At 61.1% G+C, this 19,130-nt stretch carries 14 protein-coding genes; 10 read left to right on the forward strand and 4 right to left on the reverse strand.

Annotated elements, in window-relative coordinates:
* Positions 1-63: 63 nt before the first annotated feature.
* From ACZ41G_RS01795 to ACZ41G_RS01830, 8 genes are all read left to right on the forward strand, one after another.
* The gene (locus tag ACZ41G_RS01795) at positions 64-987 is read left to right on the forward strand and encodes an N-acetyltransferase family protein (protein ID WP_464145598.1); all 924 of its coding nucleotides are present in this window, start codon (positions 64-66) and stop codon (positions 985-987) included.
* Complete coding sequence (locus ACZ41G_RS01800) at positions 988-2,382, forward strand: MFS transporter (protein ID WP_321046402.1); 1,395 nt, start codon at positions 988-990, stop codon at positions 2,380-2,382.
* A 100-nt stretch (positions 2,383-2,482) separates the two neighbouring features.
* Positions 2,483-3,235 (forward strand): 4-hydroxy-tetrahydrodipicolinate reductase, encoded by a 753-nt coding sequence (gene dapB, locus ACZ41G_RS01805; protein ID WP_321046401.1) that lies wholly within the window; start codon positions 2,483-2,485, stop codon positions 3,233-3,235.
* Between the two features lie 144 nt (positions 3,236-3,379).
* Complete coding sequence (dapA, locus tag ACZ41G_RS01810; protein ID WP_033505010.1) at positions 3,380-4,285, forward strand: 4-hydroxy-tetrahydrodipicolinate synthase; 906 nt, start codon at positions 3,380-3,382, stop codon at positions 4,283-4,285.
* Positions 4,286-4,345: 60 nt separating this feature from the next.
* Positions 4,346-6,205, forward strand: coding sequence for a ribonuclease J (locus tag ACZ41G_RS01815; RefSeq protein ID WP_015449999.1), 1,860 nt, complete (start codon positions 4,346-4,348; stop codon positions 6,203-6,205).
* Between the two features lie 653 nt (positions 6,206-6,858).
* A complete protein-coding gene (pepN, locus tag ACZ41G_RS01820) occupies positions 6,859-9,465 on the forward strand; it encodes an aminopeptidase N (RefSeq protein WP_412170964.1) in 2,607 nt (868 codons plus the stop codon).
* A 105-nt stretch (positions 9,466-9,570) separates the two neighbouring features.
* On the forward strand, positions 9,571-10,128 hold the full coding sequence (locus ACZ41G_RS01825; protein ID WP_321046399.1) for a helix-turn-helix domain-containing protein: 558 nt from the start codon (positions 9,571-9,573) through the stop codon (positions 10,126-10,128).
* The gene (locus ACZ41G_RS01830; RefSeq protein WP_033505013.1) at positions 10,128-10,496 is read left to right on the forward strand and encodes a HepT-like ribonuclease domain-containing protein; all 369 of its coding nucleotides are present in this window, start codon (positions 10,128-10,130) and stop codon (positions 10,494-10,496) included. Before ACZ41G_RS01825 ends, ACZ41G_RS01830 begins: the two co-directional genes overlap by 1 nt.
* 142 nt (positions 10,497-10,638) lie before the next feature.
* On the opposite strand, the gene ACZ41G_RS01835 is transcribed toward ACZ41G_RS01830, so the two are convergent.
* The 4 genes from ACZ41G_RS01835 to ACZ41G_RS01850 all read right to left on the reverse strand — a co-directional run bounded on the left by ACZ41G_RS01835 (position 10,639) and on the right by ACZ41G_RS01850 (position 16,266).
* Positions 10,639-12,003, reverse strand: a complete 1,365-nt coding sequence (locus tag ACZ41G_RS01835) for an aspartate aminotransferase family protein (protein WP_464145603.1) — start codon at positions 12,001-12,003, stop codon at positions 10,639-10,641.
* A 359-nt stretch (positions 12,004-12,362) separates the two neighbouring features.
* Complete coding sequence (locus ACZ41G_RS01840; protein ID WP_464145605.1) at positions 12,363-12,806, reverse strand: N-acetyltransferase family protein; 444 nt, start codon at positions 12,804-12,806, stop codon at positions 12,363-12,365.
* A gap of 103 nt (positions 12,807-12,909) precedes the next feature.
* Positions 12,910-15,645 carry a bifunctional amino acid transporter/iron-containing alcohol dehydrogenase gene (locus ACZ41G_RS01845; RefSeq protein WP_464145607.1) on the reverse strand — a complete coding sequence of 912 codons (2,736 nt, stop codon included), beginning with the start codon at positions 15,643-15,645 and terminating at the stop codon, positions 12,910-12,912.
* An 18-nt stretch (positions 15,646-15,663) separates the two neighbouring features.
* A complete protein-coding gene (locus ACZ41G_RS01850; protein WP_464145609.1) occupies positions 15,664-16,266 on the reverse strand; it encodes a cytidylate kinase-like family protein in 603 nt (200 codons plus the stop codon).
* 584 nt (positions 16,267-16,850) lie between these two features.
* Between ACZ41G_RS01850 and glmM the strand changes: the two genes are divergently transcribed.
* Positions 16,851-18,251 (forward strand): phosphoglucosamine mutase, encoded by a 1,401-nt coding sequence (glmM, locus tag ACZ41G_RS01855; RefSeq protein ID WP_015450010.1) that lies wholly within the window; start codon positions 16,851-16,853, stop codon positions 18,249-18,251.
* Between the two features lie 2 nt (positions 18,252-18,253).
* The gene (locus tag ACZ41G_RS01860; RefSeq protein WP_029576618.1) at positions 18,254-18,910 is read left to right on the forward strand and encodes a peptide deformylase; all 657 of its coding nucleotides are present in this window, start codon (positions 18,254-18,256) and stop codon (positions 18,908-18,910) included.
* The last annotated feature ends 220 nt before the right edge of the window (positions 18,911-19,130 follow it).

The raw sequence follows: 19,130 nt of genomic DNA on the forward strand, positions 1-19,130 counted from the left end.
GAGCAGCATGTGTGGGCGGGCACACGTGCCGGATGCTGAGTCGAAACGAAAGTGAGGAACATCATGGGCGCGATCCGCGACCATATCCACCATGCCAAGGCATCATCCCGCAACCATACCGATGGTGCCCACACCGAGAACCGCAGCCGCTCATCTATCCAGCGCTCGCCGCAGGCCTTCGTCCCGTTGCAGACAACCAGAAGCCATGCCAAACCTGCCGTATCCGCCGCGCTCATGCCCAAGACGTCATCGGATGCCGCCACCGCAGGCGGCAGCGTTGTCATGTACCGGCCGCTGACGGCAACGGACCTTCCCGCGATCATCGACGAATACGACCAGACATGGGGATTCCGCCCGCTGTCGGAGCGCCGCCCGCTGTCACAGATGGTCTCGAAACGATTTGTCATGCATTACCTCGAAGGCACTACCCGAGCGGAAGTCGCTGAACTCGACGGCCAGGTCCTCGGTCTGACTTTCGCCCAAGTGGACGGTGAACGACCGCTCTATCCGCACGCACAGGAGACGCTCGCTGGCATCGACGACCGGCTGCGCGCCGACGACACCGGTTCGATCGCCTTGCGTGAGACCTTGTACTGGCATCGCGCGGAAAACCGTCTCGAGCGAATCAGCCAGATCGGCAAAGTCACTCAAGCGGAATTGCGGTTGTTCCTCGTGTCGCCCAAAGCCCGAGGACACGGCGTGGGCGGAGGCTTGTGGCGTCGCCTGATGGCGTATTTCCAGGATCGTGGCGTCAAACGCTACTTCCTGCACACGGACAATAGCTGCGATGTCGGCTTCTATGACCATCAAGGTCTGGTATGTAATGCGAAACGCATCGCCGCCGACCATCCGGAAGACCATGTCGAGAAGATGTACGGGCGGATGAACGACTTGTACATTTATTCGGGGGAGCCGTCCCGTACTGTACGGCACCGTCGGCGTGCAGGAGCGTCTGTCGCGCAACAGCAATCGAAACGGGGTGAGTGAGTGGCCACGACGCCGTCAAGCGCCGCAGCTGTCGCCGAGCGGGCGGGATCGCCGTACGCCCGGCTGTTCCGCCTGCCCGGTGCGAAGGCCTTCTGCGTTTCCGGAGCGGTGGCGCGGCTGCCGATTTCGATGATGAGCCTGGGCATCGTGCTCGCGCTCAACCACCTGTACGACAACTGGACCATCGCTGGAACCATGAGCGCGGTGTATATCCTGGCCGTCTCGGCGGTCACCCCGTTCTACGCGCGCCTGTTCGACCGGCTCGGCCAGCGGCGTGTCGGATTCCCCGTGCTCGCCCTGCAAGTGACCAGCATGCTGGTCTTCGCGTTCGCCGCCATGGCCCGCGTACCGATCGCCGTGCTGTTCGTCCTCGCCGTACTCATGGGACTTTGCCAGTTCTCCATCGGCGCGCTCGTGCGCACGCGCTGGGCATACGCGTTGCGCGGCAATTCGGACGCGTCATTGCTGAACACCGCATATGCGCTGGAAGCCGCAGTCGATGAAATCGTGTTCATTCTCGGGCCGATTCTCGCCGCTTTCCTCGCAACCTCCGTCAGCCCGGTCTCCCAGCTGTTCGTACCGACTTTCGCGGCCGGAATCGGGGGAGCGGTGTTCTTCTCGTTACGCAACACCGCACCGCCAGTCATCGAAGTGGTGGAGGTCAAACCCGCACCCTCCGACGACGCCGACGTGCTGCGTGCAGCCAGTCGCGGGCCTGAAACCGGCTCCGACACGGCCGTCACACTCGACAGTGGCGGTTTGCGCACCCCGCGTCGCCGCAATCGCAGCGTGCTCACCTATCCGGGTATCGGACCGCTGCTCGCCGTGTTCGTTGTGTTCAACATCAGCTTCAACGCCTTCGACGTGTCGATGACCGCTGACTACAAGGCGCTCGGCATCGAGAAATTCCTCGGATTGCAGCTCGCCATGTTCGCCCTCGGCTCGTGCATCGGGGCGATTATCTTCGGCACACGCAAACTCAAAGGCTCGAACTGGTCGCATATGGTGGGCTTCCTGTGCCTGTTGACCTGCGGATACGTGATGTTCCGCCTGAGCATGGATCATCTGATTGTGCTCGGTGTGCTCGAAGTCCTTGCCGGACTGTGCGTGTCGCCATTGTTCGCGACCGGCAACCTTATTGTCAAGGACATCGTGCCGGAAGGCTCACTGACCGAAGGCCTGTCGTGGGTGACCACCGCCGGAACCGTCGGCACGTCGCTCGGCTCGACCATCGCCGGCGTGGTCGTCGATCATGCAGGTCCGCATGCCGGGCTCATGATCCCGTGGATTGCCACCGCGTGCGCCATACCGATCGCGCTGCTCGGATGGCGGCTGTCGCGGCGGGGCAGCGACAAAGCCGGCAAAGCTGTCGAAGCCGTCGAAGCGTCTCTTTAGATTCATAAGAGTAAGTATCCGTATGGTGTATTGATGATATTCGGGCGGTCCGATGCGATTCATGGCATACGGGCCGCCCGGAATCAGGCAAGGAGCGAACATGATCAAGGTTTCCGTCGTCGGCGCCAAGGGACGCATGGGGTCGCACGTGGTCGAAGCGGTGAACGGGGCGGAGGACACGAGCCTCGCGCTTGCGCTCGATGCGGGTGACGACCTTACGCAGATCACCCCTGAGAACACTGATGTCGTCGTCGAATTCACTGTGCCTGCTGTTTCACTGGACAACGTGCTCGCTCTTGTCGCCCAAGGCGTCAACGTGGTTGTCGGCACAACCGGATGGACCGACGAGAAACTCGACCAGGTCCGTGCTGCGCTCGCGAAGGCCCCGCGGCAAAACCAGAGCGTGTTCATCGCCCCGAATTTCGCGATTTCCGCGGTGCTGGCGGACTATTTTGCGAAGGTCGCGGCGCCCTATTTCGAATCCGCTGAGGTGATCGAACTGCATCATCCGAACAAGGTGGATGCGCCTTCCGGCACGGCGATCCACACTGCGCACGCCATCGCCGAAGCACGGAAGGATGCCGGCCTTGGCGCTGTCCCGGACAATACACAGACCGACGGCGGCTCGCGCGGCCAGGTGATTGACGGCATCCACGTGCATGCGGTACGTCTTCGCGGTCTTAACGCCCACGAGGAGGTCCTGTTCGGCAACGCCGGCGAACAGCTGACGATTCGCGCCGACAGCTTCGACCGCATCTCCTTCATGCCCGGCGTCCTGCTCGCTGTACGCAAGATCGCGTCCGGCAACTATCCCGGTCTCACCGTCGGCCTGGACCACTTCCTCGACCTCTAACCCCATTTCCCGTCCTTCTACCGACGCTGCGACCGTCCTGAGCGTCGGTAGAAGGTTGTGCCGACGCTGGGTGGCTTGTAGGCCTCGAGAGGGGCTTGGGAACGATGGGGTCTGCGTCCCACCCCAGAGGTACGGTTACCAAGTATGAGTGATACCACCATGCATCTTCTTGATCCGGCCCCGTTCGGGCGTATTCTGCCCGCTATGGTGACGCCGATGAAAACTGACGGTTCCATCGATTATGACGCAGCCCAGAAGCTTGCCAAGCAGCTGGTCGCGGATGGCGCCGACGGTCTGGTGGTCAACGGCACAACCGGCGAATCGCCGGTCACCCACATGGAGGAGAAAGTCGACCTCGTCACCGCGGTCAAGGAAGCGGTTGATGTTCCGATTATCTCCGGTGCCGGCTCGAACGACACCGCGCACACCGTACGCATGGTCGAGCAGACGCAAGAGGCGGGCTGCGACGCTGTGCTCGTGGTGGCGCCGTACTATTCCCGCCCTTCACAAGAGGGCATTTTCCGTCACTATCAGGCGGTCAACGAATCGGCGGACAAGCCGATCATCATCTATGACGTCCCGGGTCGCACCGGCGTGCACATCCAGCTGGAAACGTACCGTCGTATGGCCGAGCTGGATCACGTCAAGGCGGTCAAGGACGCGACCGGCGACATCGCTGGAGCGGTGCGCAAGCGTCTGGAGACCGGTTTGACTTGGTATTCCGGCGATGATGGTCTGTTCCTGCCGTTCCTGTCCGTCGGCGCTGTCGGCATCATTTCGGTGATTGCCCATGCGGCCGCCGGTCCGATGCGCGATCTGGCCAATGCGTTCGATCAAGGCGATATCCATACGGCACAGAAGATCGCCGTCCAGCTTTCCCCGCTGGTCGAATCGCTCAATGGCACCGGATTCCAGGCGGTCATGGCCAAAGCCGCGCTCAAGGTTCGCGGCGTGCTGGATTGCACGACGATGCGTCTGCCGAATGTCGGACCGGGCGAACCCGAGTTCGAACGCGCGCGCGAAGGCATGCGCGCCGCTGGCCTCCTGTGACGGGCACTACCTCGCCCACGTATAGGCGCGGGCACTAAGTAACAGAAACCCAACGAGGAAATGGCAAAAGAACAAGAACAGAACAAGAGCAATTCCCGCAGGCGCGGCCAGCATACCGGCCGCCGCGCCCGCACGTCGTCGGCCCGCAACACCGGCCGTACGACCACGCGCCGTGGATCGCGCCCACAGGAGTTCGCCACGGCCCCCCAGCAGGACGATGTGCTGATCGCCCCGCCGAAGTACCGCAAGGGCTCGATGCGTATCGTGCCGCTTGGCGGTCTCGGCGAAATCGGCCGCAACATGAACGTGGTCGAATACAACGGCCACCTGCTGCTCATCGATTGCGGCGTGCTTTTCCCTGAGGAGGAGCAGCCGGGCGTTGACCTGATCCTGCCTGATTTCCACTACATCAAGGACCGTCTCGACAAGGTCGAGGCCTTGGTGCTCACCCACGGCCACGAAGACCATATCGGCGGCGTACCGTACCTGCTCAAGCTGCGTCCGGACATCCCGCTGATCGGTTCCAAGCTGACGCTGGCCTTTGTGGAGGCCAAGTGCAAGGAACACCACATCAACCCGACGATGATTGAGGTCAAAGGCCGTGACAAGATCAAGGCCGGCCCGTTCAACCTTGAGTTCGTGACCGTCACCCACTCGATTCCAGACGCGCTTGCCGTATGTGTGCGCACGCCCGCCGGCTCGCTTATCGACACCGGCGATATCAAGCTTGACCAGCTGCCGCTTGACCACAAGATCACTGATCTGGTTGAGTTCGGCAAGCTCGGCGAACGTGGCATCGACCTGCTGATGATGGATTCCACGAACGCGGAAGTCCCCGGATTCGTGCGCCCCGAGACCACAATCGGCCCGGTGCTTGACCGCGTGTTCGCCGAAGCGACCCGCAAGATCATCGTCGCGAGCTTCTCCAGCCACGTGCACCGCGTGCAGCAGGTCGTCGATGCCGCCCACAAGTACGGCCGCAAGGTCGTCTTCGTCGGCCGTTCGATGGTGCGCAATATGTCCATTGCCGCCGATTTGGGTTACCTGCACATCCCCGAGGGCACGGTCGTCGATCTCAAGAAGGCCAAGGACATTCAGGACGACAAGATCGTCTACATGTGCACCGGTTCGCAGGGCGAGCCGATGGCAGCGCTTGGGCGTATCGCCGACGGCAATCACCGCGATATCACCGTCAACGAGTTCGATACCGTGATTCTGGCCAGCTCGCTGATTCCGGGCAACGAGAACGGTGTGTACCGCGTGATCAACAAGCTCGTCCAGCTGGGCGCCCGCGTGGTGAACAAGGACAATGCGGCGGTTCACGTGTCCGGTCACGCGAACGAGGGCGAACTGCTGTACCTGTACAACATCATCAAGCCGAAGTGCGCAATGCCGATCCACGGCGAGAACCGCCATCTGGTCGCCAACGGCCTGATCGCGGTGAAGACGGGTGTGGCCCCGGACAACGTCGTGCTCGCAGAAGATGGCGATGTCGTCGACCTGTACCACGGCAAGGCTGCGGTCGTCGGTTCCGTGCCGTGCGGCTATGTGTATGTCGATGGCGATTCGGTCGGCGAACTGACCGATGAGGATCTTGAGAAGCGTCGCATCCTCGGCACCGAAGGCTTCGTGTCGAGCTTCGTGGTGGTCAATACCGACACCGCGGACGTGCTCTCCGGTCCAAAGATTTACCTGAACGCCGTGGCTGAGGACGAAAGCGAGTTCGAGAAGGTCCGCCACCAGATCGTCGAGCAGTTGCAGGACGCGATGATGCAAGGCACCCGCGACACGCACAAGCTCCAGCAGATCATGCGTCGTACGCTGGGCAGCTGGGTCGCGCGTCAGCTGCATCGCAAGCCGGTTATCGTGCCGGTGGTCGCCGATATCGCGCAGCGCGACGAGGACGATCCGCTGCGCTGAGCGAACGGCACAGCTTCGTAGCGATTTCGCGGCGACTATAGCTGTGATTCAACGGCAAGCCATCAGTGAGCGCCGTTCCACCATTTCCGTGGGACGGCGCTCACTCATATATCATTGGCGGGATTGCTCTGTGATTGCGCTGTTGCTGTTCCATGATTTCCCTGCGGTCGCTTTGTGCTGACCTTGTGGTTTCCGTGTGGTCATCCTGTGATATCCCTGTGGTTGCCTTATATCTGACCCGTGTCCTCATGCACTTGCCTCGCGGTTTCCCTGTATTTTCTCTGTGATTTCCAACGGTGGCCTTACGGTCGTCTCATGGTCGTCTAGCGTTTCCCCGTGATTACAGCCCACGCCTATATCATCTGCCGAAGACTTTTCCCTTGCAGCGCACCCCGTTCTGTCGAATAATGGACATTGCCCGTACCGTGGCGTAGAATCGTCACGTTATCGACAACCAGTGCGGCAAGCACTGAAGAACAACCAACATCGCGGCGAGGCGTGGCTCACATGCCGAGCCGCGATGTTTTGCGTATACACGGCACTACGGCATCAGCCATGCGAATCTGCGATACCGGCCAGCAACCACGGACAGATACACCGTGCCAACCGGTGTATTTCTGCATGCAGCCAAAGCCGTACAAGGAAGGAGCGACATGCCAGGCGCGAACCTCACCAGAGAAGAAGCACAGGAACGTAAATCCATCGTCAAGGCGCCCATCCACTATGCCGTCAGCCTAGACCTGACCCAAGGCGCAACGGATTTCGGTTCGACCACTACCATCACCTTTGGCGCGAATACCGGAGCGAGCACGTTCCTCGACCTGATCGCCGACGACGTCACTTCGATCACCCTCAACGGCAAGGAGCTTGACCCGGCGACCGCCTACCGCGACAACCGCATCGAACTGGCCGGGCTGCTCGAGCACAACGAGGTCACCGTCACCGCCCGCTGCCAGTACTCGCGTACCGGCGAAGGCCTGCACCGTAGTGTTGATCCCTCCGACGGCAACGTATACCTGTACACCCAGTTCGAGGTGCCGGACGCCCGTCGTGTCTATGCTGTCTTCGATCAGCCTGATCTCAAGGCGATTTTTGAGTTCCACGTGCTCGCCCCGCAAAGCTGGATTGTCACGTCGAATATGCCGGTCACCTCCACGCAAGACGTGGACCATATCACCGCTGAAGGCACGCTCGGCGACCATTCGGCGGAAAGCTCCCGCCAGTGGACGTTTGAGCCCACCCCGGTGATGAGCTCCTACCTGACCGCGATCTGTGCCGGCCCGTATGCGCAGTGGCACACTGAATACGCGAACGAGGACGGCCGTACCATCCCGATGGCGCTCTACTGCCGTCAGGCGCTCAAGGATGCGCTCGACAAGGACGCCGATTACCTGTTCGACATCACCAAGAAGGGCTTCGCGTTCTACGCCAAGACCTGGGGTGTGCCGTACCCGTACGCCAAGTACGACCAGATCTTCGTGCCGGAATACAATGCGGGCGCGATGGAGAACATCGGCATGGTCACCATCCGCGACCAGTACGTGTTCGAATCCAAGGTGACCGACGCATATGCCGAGCGCCGCGTGGTCACCGTGCTGCACGAGCTCGCCCACATGTGGTTCGGCGATTACGTGACCATGAAGTGGTGGAACGACCTGTGGCTGAACGAATCCTTCGCCGAATTCATGTCCACGCTCGCCACCGCGGAGGCGACCGAATGGCATGACGCGTGGGCGACCTTCAGCTCCGGAGAGAAGAGCTGGGGCCAGGCGCAGGACCAGCTGCCGACCACCCACCCGATTGTCGCGCCGATCAATGACCTGAACGACACCTATGTGAACTTCGATGGCATCACTTACGCGAAGGGCGCGTCCGTGCTCAAGCAGCTCGTCGCCTATGTTGGCCGCGACAAGTTCTTCAAAGGTATCAACCATTACCTCAACAAGCACGCGTACGGCAACGCCACGCTCGCCGACCTGCTCGCCGAACTGGAGCAGACCTCCGGTCGCGACCTTAAGGCCTGGAGCCAGCAGTGGCTGGAAGCCGCGGGTATCAACACCATCAGCGCCCGTGTCGACGAGAACCCCGACGGCACCATCGCCGCACTGACCCTCGAGCAGAGCGCCCCCGCGGAGCACCCCGTACTGCGGCCCCACCGCCTCGCGGTAGGCTTCTACAACGAGAACGCTGACGGGCAGATCGTGCGCACTGACCGATTCGAACTCGACGTGACCGGCGAACATACGACCGTCGAGGAAGCAGCCGGCAAGAAGCGTCCGGCGTTCATCCTGGTCAACGACGATGACCTGACGTACACCAAGTTGCGGTTCGATACGCAATCCCTCGAATTCGCGGCGGAAAACCTCTACCGCTTCGCTGACCCGCTCGCGCGGTCCGTGGTGTGGCTGTCCCTGTGGGATATGACCCGTGACGGCGAATTCCCGGCCGAACGCTTCATCAAGACGAGCCTTGATGCGCTGGCGACTGAACACGAGTCCACCACCTTCCGCTACGCACTCGCGCAGGTGTCCACGACGGCCCACCACTATGTCGTCCCTGCCCGCAGCGCCGACGTGGCGAAGAACACCGCCGAGCGCCTGTGGAAGCTCGCCGGCAAGGCACAAGCCGGCTCCGATGAGCAGTTCCAGCTGGTCGGCGCCTACCTCACCTACGGCGTGGAAGGCGACGAACGGTTCCTCGCCAACGCCGAAGGCCTGCTGGACGGCAGGGTCAAGCTCGAGGGGTTCGACATCGACAACAACATGCGCTGGACGATCCTCAAGGCGCTTGCCGGTGTGAACGCCATCGACAACGCGCGCATCGACGAGGAGCTTGCCAAGCGCGATACGACCGAGAACCGTGAATTCGCCTACGGAGCCCGTGCGAGCCGCGCGACGGCCAAGGCGAAGTCGTGGGCGTGGGACCAGGCGCTGCACAATGGCGATTTGACCAACATGCAGCTCGAAGCGGTCGCCGCAGGCTTCGCATCCACCCCGCGCGAGGACCTTGCCAAGCCGTACGCCGCCGAGTATTTCAACCAGGTTGACTGGGTGTGGGAACACAAGACCTTCCACATGGCCGAAGCCCTGCTCGAAGGGCTGTACCCGTCCTATGCGGATCCGGCGGAACTCGTCAGACTGGGCGACCAGTGGCTCAGCGAGCACGCTGATGCGCCGCGCGCGTTGCGCCGCATCATCATCGAGAACGTCGAATCCTCCCGTCGTGTGCTCAAGGTGCGCGCCTACAACGAGGCGCTGTGACCTTCTGACACAGACACCTTGAGGGCCGGCCGGCTGCCGTTTTGGTGTCGGCCGGCCCTCAGACGTTCAATTCGATATATATAGCATATATGCTATAGTGCTGGTATGGACACCATTGACGCATTGAAGGCCCGCCGTCTTCAAGCGGGGTTGAGCCAGCAAGCGGTGGCGTTCCGGATGGGCACCACGCAATCGGCATTATCGCGCGCGGAACACGGCGGCAATCCGACTCAGGATTTCCTGCAACGGTATGACGATGCCCTTTCCTGTCTCACGACGAAGTCAGGTATCGCACTGAATACTGGTATTTCGGCGAAATCCGGTCTCACCGTGAAATCCAGCAGTATCGTCGATATCGCGACGGTGAAGCTGATCGCCGGTGCTATCGCAAAGAAATACGGTCTTGCGCAAGTGTATCTTTACGGTTCATTCGCTCGCGGCGAGGCGGATGACGATTCCGATATCGACTTGCTGTATGTCTCGCGGGGAGCAAGTCGATTCGGCATGGACGACCTTGCACGATTGAAGAGTGAACTGGAACGGTCGTTTGGTAGGGAAGTCTCGCTGACCTCACTTGTCTCACTGCGTCGGCACGCGCAGCGCAGTCGTGCAAGCAGGCGATTCTACGAGCATATTCAGCGCGATATGGTTCGGGTGGTGTGATGCAACGACGACATGCCGACCAGAGATTCAGGGATGATACGAATCTCATCCGTCTCGCGGAGCATCTGGTCCGCGCAAGCCGTGATGCCAGCGCGGTTTCTTCGGCTCAGGAGCTGGAAACGGATTACATGAGGTTCAATTCGGTCGCCATGGATATGGTTCAGGCGCAGGAGGCTGCGCGGAAGCTATCCGACGAGTTCCTCGAAGAAGTCCCGCAGCTGCCATGGCATGAACTGCGGGGATTGCGTAATGCCATCGTCCACGAATACGATGAAATCGATCCTGACGCTCTGTACGTATCCGCCACGGTGGATGTTCCACGGCTGCTTGCCCAATTGCAACCGTATCTTGACGCCATCGAGGATTGAACGCCGGTGTCGGCAACGGGGCTCTTGCGGGCATGCAAGTGGCGGGCCGTCCAACCGTTGCGATGGAATGACCCGCCACTTACGTTATGAACAATCACCACGGGCGAATCCGTCGAATCCGCATGGCAATCATCGCGATGGCTTACTTCGCGAGGGCCGCCTTGAGGGACTCTTCGAAGATTTCCAGACCGCGCTTGGTCTGCTCGTCGGTCATGACGAGCGGCGCGAGGAAGCGGATGACATTGCTGTCGGTGCCTGCGGATTCCATGAGCAGACCGCGCTGGAGAGCCTCTTGGATGAGGTTGGCGACGAGCTCGGTGGCAGGCTCCTTGGTCTCACGATCCTTGACGAATTCCACGCCGATCATCGCGCCGAGGCCGCGGATATCGCCGATGACGTCGTACTTCTCGGCCATCGCCTTGAAGCCCGCGGTCACCTGCTCGCCGATGTGGCGTGCCTTGGCCGGGAAGTCCTCTTCCTTGTAGATCTTCATCGCAGCCAGACCGGACGCGCAGGACAGTGGATTGCCGCAGAAGGTGCCGCCGATGGTACCTGCGGGGGCGGCATCCATGACCTCGTCACGGCCGGTGATCGCCGAAATCGGCATGCCGCCGGCGAGGGACTTCGCGGTGGTCACGATATCCGGGGCGGCGCCCGCCTCGGCCCAGTATTCGGAGGCGAAGTACTTGCCGGTACGGCAGTTGCCGCACTGGACTTCGTCGGCGATGAGCAGGATGCCGTTCTCGTCGCAGATCTTGCGCACGGCCTTGACCCACTCGATCGGGGCGGGGATGAAGCCGCCTTCGCCCTGGAGCGGCTCGACGAGCAGGCAGGCGACTTCATTGGCAGGAATGCCCTGGTCGAACACCTTCTTCAGGCCGTCCACATAGTAGGCGATGGCCTCCGCCTCGGAGTAGCCCTTCGGCGCACGATACAGGTACGGGTACGGAGCACGGGCGATATCCGCCGGGAACGGGCCCATGCCCTTGGAATAGGCCTTCTTCGCGGTGAGGGCCATGGTCAGGTTGGTACGGCCGTGGAATGCGCCGGAGAAGCAGATGACCCCCTGCCGGCCGGTGTAGGACTTGGCGATCTTGATGGCGTTCTCATCGCATTCGGCACCGGAGTTGGCGAAATAGGTCTTCTTGTGCTCACCGCGACACGGAATTGTCTCGTTCAGACCTTCTGCCAGATCCACGTAGCCTTCATGGCCGATGACGTTGAAAATCGTGTGGAAGTACTTGGTCGCCTGGTCCTGCACGGCCTTGACGAGCTCCGGACGGGAGTAGCCGATGTTGAGCACGCCGACGCCGCCGACCCAGTCAAGGAACTTGTTGCCGTCGAGGTCTTCGAACATGGCGCCTTCGCCACGCTTGATGCAGATTGGATACGTCGAAGAGCACAGTCCGGCGGGGACGTTCTCGTCGCGCTTCTTGAGGAACTCCTGGGTCTTGGGGCCCGGAACGCTTTCAGTGACAATCTGGGGCATGTCTTCAGCCAATGTCATCGCGGTATCTCCTTGACTAATGGTTTTCGCAATACCGGTGGCGGAATGCTGCGGATTTCGTCGCCGTCTTACCTGACAACGAAATGTTTAACACCCGTGTGTTGCTCTGCTTTTGACATTTTGAAATGGGGTCGTTTCTTTGTCGAAACAGGAGTGTTTTCCCTGTAACATTCGCGTCGTACGAATCGGGCGCAGCTGTTGCGGGCACGGTGTCCGGTGTTGTGAAATCCGCTTGATTCCATGGTTTTGCAGTTCTGCGATGCTGCCTTCAGACGTCGTGGCACCGGGCGTGCGGATGCCGATCCGCGCGGTATCCGAACCGGGCCAGAGCCGATGGGACTGTCCGCATATTGAACATTTCAGCGAGATGACGGCAATTGCAGCTCGAACCCGTAACAGCTGCGCTCGAACCCGTACCTCTCATAGAATCGATGCGCGGCAGACCGCGGCAGACCGGAATCAAGTGTGATTGCCCGGCATCCGCGTTGTCTCGCCAGCTCAACCGCATGATCGAGCATCATCGTGCCGTAGCCTTTGCCCCGTTCGTGCTCATCCACAATCAGACTGGACACGTAACATGTCAGCCCGCACATCCAGAACGTCTCGAAATAATTACCATGGCACATGTCCACATAACGCCCCTCGTCGTCAAGCAGGAAAAACACGAAACTCGCGTCATCGGCAAGCACCCGTTCATACACGTCGCGCGTAGGCCCATCCTCATACGTGTTGTAATCCCACAGCGCGCGGATGAAACGCAACGCCTCGGGGAAGTCACCGGATTCGGCGTTCTTCAACATCATCAGTATTCCTTCTTTTGAACCGTTCACCATACGACAAGACGGCGGCCGCCGTACCTGGACGCGTTCGCGTCCTCGTACGACGGCCGCCGCCCGCCGGCAACCTTTACAACGCCTTGCGATACAGTTCGGAGATGTCCTCTGCGCTGATTTCAGTGCGCGTGTTGGCGATATTGGCGGGGGAGACCTTCATGGCGTTTTGGGTGAGCCACGGGATGTCCGATTCGCTGATGCCCAATTCGCTCAGCGTCACATCGAGCCCGATTTTCCGTTCGAAACCGCGGATCTTCCCGGCGCAATCCTCGGCCGTATAGCCGCCCATAAGCCGTGCCAGCCTGCCGAACTTGAACCGGTCGCCCTGCCATGTGGCGTCCACGACGGTCGGGGCAAGCGCCGCAAGACCCTTGCCGTGCGTCACGTTCTTCAAACCGGAGACCGGATGCTCCATGGCATGCGTCAGCGTGATGCCCGCTGTACCAATCACCAGGCCGCCGATTGTGGCCGCTTCGGACATGTGTTCCCAGTCCTTGAGCGTGCCCGTGCCTGCGACAAGCCGTGGCAGGCTGTCGAGGATCAGCGGAAGCGCGTACAGCGCGAGCGCATCGGTGAACGGCTGCGCGTTCTTGGCTGTGTACGCCTCGAAGCAGTGGCAGAACGCGTCGAAACCGACCGCCGCCAGCTGACCCTTCGGCATGGTCATCATCGCTTCCGGATCCACAATCGAGCGTTTGGCCATGATCGCCGGGCATCGCAGGGACTTCTTGTCGCCGTTCTCCGGGTTCGTGAGCACCGCGAAACCATTGGCTTCGGAACCCGATCCACAGGTGGTGGGGATGAGCACGAGCGGCAGCGCTACATCGCTGGACTTGCGTCCATAAATGTAATCGTTGACATCGCCGTCGTTCTTCGCCATGAACGCGATGCCTTTGGCGCAGTCCATCACTGAGCCGCCGCCCAGGCCGACGACCATGTCGTAGCCGCCGTCCTTTGCGAAGCGCGCGCCCTCCTCGACCGTCGTCGTCAGCGGGTTGGCTGACGACTTGTCGAACAGGCCGGTGGTGATGCCCGCCGCTGTGAGTGAATCGTTGACCTTGTCGTACACGCCGGTTTTCTTGGCGTTGGAACGGCCGGTCACAATAAGTGCCTTGGAACCAAGCGGTTTGGCGAGTTCGCCCGCCTTCGCCAGCGTGCCTGCACCGAAGGTGAGATTGACCGGCGCATAGTAGCTGAACGTGCGTGCCGTGGGCTCGGTTGCCGTGTCCGTAGCTGCTGCGGTGACTGCGGATATCGCCGCCGTGACCTCCGCCTGGCCGATGGTCGCGACTTTGGCTGCTGGTGCGGCCCCGGCGGCCTCGCCGGCCGCGATGGAAGCGGCTGCGGAGCGCTCGCGAGCGTAATCCTGGTCAAGCTCGTCATTGGCGACTTCAACCAAGGTGCCGAATTTCTTGCCATAGCGGGCCTTGCATGCGAAGTAGAAGACCACGCCGAGCAGCGCCCAGCTGCCGACGAACGCCCATTCGGTGGGCACGAGGGCCGCCGCGCTGCCGGGGATGCAGTACATGACGACCATGAAGCCGGACATGACGATGGCCATGAAGCCTACGAACTTGTAATGCTTCACCTTGTACGGGCGGGGCATGTCGGGCATCTTCTTGCGCAGGATCACGAAGGAGATTGCGACCATGCAGTAGGCGACGCAGCACGCGAGGTTGCCGGCGTCCACGATCCACACGAGCATCTTGCGGCCGAGCAGCGGGGCGAGGCAGCTGAGCAGGCCGATCAGGCCGATCGCCACCCACGGGGTCTTGTAGGTCTTGTGCAGCTTGCCGAACACCGGCGGGATCATGTAGGACTCGGCCATGGAGTACATGGCGCGGCTGCCGCCGATCATGAAGGAGTTCCACGAGGTCACCACGCCGCACAGGCCGCCGACGATCAGCACTTTGGCCATGACATCGGTGTGGAAGGCGCGGGCCATGGCGTCCGCGGTCACCAGGCCGCTGCCGGAGCTTTCCGATTGCGCGATGGCCTCGGGGCTGAGCACGTAGCCGACGGCGAAGATGATCAGCACGTAGAACGCCACGGCGAGAAGGATCGACAGGAGCAGCATCTTCGCGATCTTCTTGAGCGGCACGTTGATTTCCTCGGCTGCCTGCGGAATCACGTCGAAACCGATGAAATAGAACGGTGTCATCATCGCGACGCGCAGGATATTGCCGAATACGCTCGCGGTGTTGCCGCCGACGAACGCCTGTCCTTCAAGGTTTGACGGATTGCCGCTGATCACGGAGCCGGCGATCAGCAGGATGCCTGCGCCGCCAATCACGCAGGTGAGTACAGTCTGCACGATGGCCGCGGTTTTCGCGCCGCGGATGTTGATATACGTGATGAACAGGGCCATGATGATGGCTACCGCGAGCCAGGACGCGTAGATGTCGAATCCGGCGACCGTGTACAGATAGCCTTGCAGGAAGCCGGGGAACAGGTAGGTGATAATCGTCGGCATCGCGCACGCCTCGAAGCATACGACGCTTACATAGCCGAGGATGATCGCCCACGTGCATACGAACGACCCGGTCGGTCCCATGGCACGGTAGCTGAATACGTGTTCGCCGCCGCAGTCCGGCATGGCGGGTGTCAGCTCCGCGTAGGTCAGGCCGATGAAGAAGATCATGACGCCGCCCAGCACGAAGCCGAGCATGGCGCCGACCACGCCGCCGCGGTCAATCCAGTCGCCGCTGGAGACGACCCACGCCCATCCGATCATGGCGCCGAAGGCGATGACGAGAATGTCCCAGACGTTGAAGACCTTGTCGAATTCCGATGCTTTCTTGTCAGTCATTTGGTTCACTTCCTCTCGTCACTCGCCCAGCATTTCGACGAGCGTCAGCAGATATTTCGCGGTTTTGTCCCATCCGAGCAGGCTGGTGTCGAGCAGCAGGTCGCGCTGGCTGCGGTCGCCGCGGTGGGTGCCGGTGATGTACTTGTGCCGCGAATGGTTGAGTTCGTCGTTGTATTCGACGATTTCCTTGGCTTTTTTGGCGTCTACGTGGTCTTGTTCCATGATGGATTCGATGCGCACGCTCTTCGGCGCGTACAGGAACACGTCAAGCACGTCGTCGCGGTCGCGCAGCAGGTAGTTGGCGGAACGGCCGATGATGACGCATGACGACTTCTCGGCGAGGTCGTTGATGACCTCGGATTGGGTGAAGATGACGCGGTTGCTCAGGTTCGCGTAGCGCGGGCCGAGGGATGTTTCGAAGGCGTATTGGACGTTCGGCTTTTGGTCGGCTTGCTCGACGAGGCCGCGGCTGACGCCCAGTTGGTTGACGACCTTGTCGACCAGGTCGCGGTCGTAGTATTCGATGCCCAGAGCGTCGGCGAGCATTTTGCTGATTTGCGGGCCGCCGGCGCCGTATTCGCAGCCGATGGTGATGATGACGTGGTCCGGGTTGAAGTTCATCGTGCCATCTCCTTGATATGCTTGGTTTCTTTGGTTTCCGAGGTGATTGTGCCGGTCGTGTGCGGGCCAAAATGGGGTATCGGGTTGCGGCAGGTATCGTTCGGGGTTATGGATTGCATGTGCCCGCCGGTGCCGAGCCGGGTCGATATGAAGCCTCCATTGGGTGGTACACGCGTGGGATGTGCTTAGATCTCGTCTGCCCGCGACGATCTTGTGGACCGGTGTAGGACCTGTGAAATCTTTGATTTTGTTATAAGAGCGGAAGGTTTCGGGTGTTGTGTGCCATTCATACGTCGATTACGTGGGCGGAATGTGGACGTAACATTGAGTGTGAGCAACGGGCTGATTCGTTGTCGTGATTGACTTCGCGCGGAATCGGGGGTATCCGCGGGGTGGTTCGGGAGCGTGGGAAAGCTGTTCGAAGACGTTCCACATGTTGGACATGTTCAGACTCGTGGAATGTCAGCGGTAGGTTCCGGCGGTGGGCTTCGTAAATGTTCACCCACACCGGCGGCGGGTTTGGGAGCACGGGTAGGTACGATGGTGTGCAGCATATTCATGTCAAAGAAGCGAGGACTACTACCATGCCGAAAATGTTCGGAACCGATGGTGTGCGCGGGCTGGCGAACAAAGACCTTACCGCCCGACTGGCATTGGATCTGGGGGACGCCGCCGTCCGCGTGCTCGGTCAGGCCGATGCGCCGAAAACCAAGGATGATGACGTGCATTCCGAAGGACGGCGTCGTGCGTTGGTGGGGCGCGACACCCGTGTTTCCGGTGACTTCCTGTCATCTGCGCTGTCGGCGGGTATGAGCGCCGGCGGTTTCGACGTCATCGATGTCGGCATCATCCCGACTCCGGGCATCGCGTTCCTCACCTCCGTGCTTAACGTTGAGATGGGCGCGGTGATTTCCGCCTCCCACAACCCGATGCCTGACAACGGCATCAAGTTCTTCGCACGCGGCGGCTTCAAGCTTCCTGACAGCAAGGAAGACGAGATTGAAGCAGTCCTAGGCAAGGATTGGGACCGCCCGACCGGAGCCGGGGTAGGCCGCGTCAGCCACGACACCGTGACCGCCACGAACCTGTATATCGACCATCTGGTATCCACGATCGCCCCAGTCGTCGGACCGGAGAAAACCCAGCCGAAGCCGCTCGCAGGCTTGCGTCTGGTCGCCGACTGCGCCAACGGCGCCACATCCGTGGTCGCCCCGGAGGCGTTGCGTCGCGCCGGTGCGGAAGTCATCGTGATCAACGCATCCCCGGACGGCTACAATATCAACGATCATGCGGGGTCCACGCATCCTGAGCAACTGCAGGCCATGGTCAAGGCCACGGGCAGCGCGATGGGTGTCGCCTTCGATGGTGACGCGGACCGCTGCCTGGCTGTGGACGAGGACGGCACCATGGTCAACGGTGATCAGATCATGGGCATCCTCGCGCGTGCCAAGAAGCGCGAAGGCAAGCTCAACCACGACACGCTCGTGGTGACGGTGATGAGCAACCTCGGCTTGAAGCTCGCCCTCAAAGACATGGGCATCAAGACCGTGCAGACCAACGTCGGCGACCGGTACGTGCTCGAGGAGATGCTGCGCGGCGACTATTCGCTGGGCGGCGAACAGTCCGGCCACGTGATTAACCGCGAGTTCGCCACGACCGGCGACGGCACACTGACCGCGCTGACCTTGTGCAACGAAGTCGTTAAATCCGGCAAGAGCCTCAAACAGCTCGCCGCCGACTTCCCGCAACTGCCGCAGCAGCTGGTCAACGTCCGGTGCTCCAACAAGCAGGCGGTGACCACGAACGCCGCCGTGCAGAAGGCTGTTGAAAAGGAAACCGCGTTGCTGGGGGAGACCGGTCGCGTGTTGCTGCGCCCGAGTGGCACCGAACCATTGGTGCGTGTGATGGCTGAGGCCGCCACCCAACAGCAAGCGGACGAGGTGTGCGACCGTCTCGCCAAGATTGTCGCGGAGGAACTGGCATGAGCATGTTCACACGAGGCTCGAGTATCGATTTGGGGCTGAACCGTGCGGTTGAAAGCCTGCTCAGATCCGGCGACAGCGAAGGCATCCTCCCAATCGTCCAGGTGGGTGAACCGGTGCTGCGCCAGCCGACGCGCCGCTACAACGGGCAACTGAGCAAGAACACCCTCACCAAACTCGTCCAGGCGATGCGAACCACCATGCTCGAAGCGCCAGGTGTCGGTCTTGCCGCCCCACAAATCGGGCTTGGCATCGCGCTCGCCGTGGTCGAGGACCATATCCGTGACGACCAGGACGATCCGCGTGAGATATCCGAATTCCCGTTCCACGCAATCATCAACCCGTCCTACCAGCCGATTGGTACCGAAACGCGCAGCTTCTACGAAGGTTGCCTGAGTTTTGACGGCTATCAGGCGGTGCGCAAGCGTTGGCGCAATATCACCGCGCGTTGGCAGGATATGGACGGCACTTGGCACGAGGAGCAACTGCACGGATGGCCGGCTCGTATCTTCCAGCATGAGACCGATCATCTCAGCGGCGAGCTGTACATCGACCGGGCTCAGATTCGTTCGCTGGCAACCGATGAGAACGTCGAGGATTACTGGTGCGACGATCCGGTGCCGATTGCCGCGGCAAAGGAACTCGGGTTCAAGCTCAACTGAGCCAAGCGACACCATCGGCAAGCAGGCACGTGCGATTCGCGACTTTCCGCCGACGTTGATTGCATCGTAAGCGTCGGCAGAGGCGGAACAATAACCCTCTGCCGACGCTTAGAGTCATCTCAGCGTCGGTGGAAGCAGAGTCATAACCTTCTGCCGACGCTGACGGGGCCCTCAGTGTCGGTGGTCGGTTTGGTGCATTCGGCCGTGCCGGTTTTAGGGG

The organism is Bifidobacterium porcinum, from assembly GCF_055378475.1.